Raw genomic sequence first — 693 nt, 5'->3', positions numbered from 1 at the left:
GTACAATAGGATATTCTGTATGACGGTTTTTACTGTGCTTAATATAGTGAAAGTGCTCAGCAAGAGCAGGTGTATCAGGTGCACGAAATTGCGTTCCATCGACAGAAAATAACCGGAGTCCATACCACGTATCATCAGCATCTTCTTCTTGTGTCCAATGGGCCGCACATAGGTGAAATAAGGCTTGGAGGGGGTCGCTACTCAGGCGCTGTCTCGCTTGAGGAATAGCACTTGGAGCAACCGTATCGCCCAGGGTATCAGTGAGTGTTAAATCTAACTTCTCAACAACGTCACTAATAGAGCGGTCGCGAAAAAGACCCATTGCAATGATAAGCCAGACGACAAGCTCAGCAGGTAACTTACGTTTGCGAATACTTGCTTTATCGGTCTGCTCGAGCACATTAGAAATCCACTCAAGAGGGATATGTTTCTGAAATGTAGATAAAGAGTCAGGAGTGGCGAATATATCCGTATCAAGTAACCAATGACTGAGCATAAAAATACCCTCATAATCAAAAGATGATAAGGGTATTGTGAAGCAACCAAAAGATCGGTCAACCGATCAAAAATACCTTAACTGATCGGTGTTAGCTTTACTAAGCGGCATTTTTTATATAATACTGATTAATTGAGTTATATTTTATATAGAAGCTTATTTGCCCGCCACTTTATAACTCTAAAGTACTTAACACC

1 protein-coding gene is annotated in these 693 nt (G+C 41.3%); it reads right to left on the bottom strand.

Features of this window, described 5'->3' with window-relative positions; genetic code table 11:
* Window positions 1–496 (bottom strand): transposase domain-containing protein (locus I6F54_RS20180; RefSeq protein WP_197142805.1); only part of this gene is annotated, 496 nt, incomplete at its 3' end.
* Between the last annotated feature and the right edge of the window lie 197 nt (window positions 497–693).

It is taken from the genome of Pseudoalteromonas sp. SWXJZ10B (genome assembly GCF_015864475.1).
In the GTDB taxonomy this organism is placed as follows: Bacteria; Pseudomonadota; Gammaproteobacteria; order Enterobacterales; family Alteromonadaceae; genus Pseudoalteromonas; species Pseudoalteromonas arctica.
This window is presented reverse-complemented; position numbering and strand designations above follow the sequence as displayed.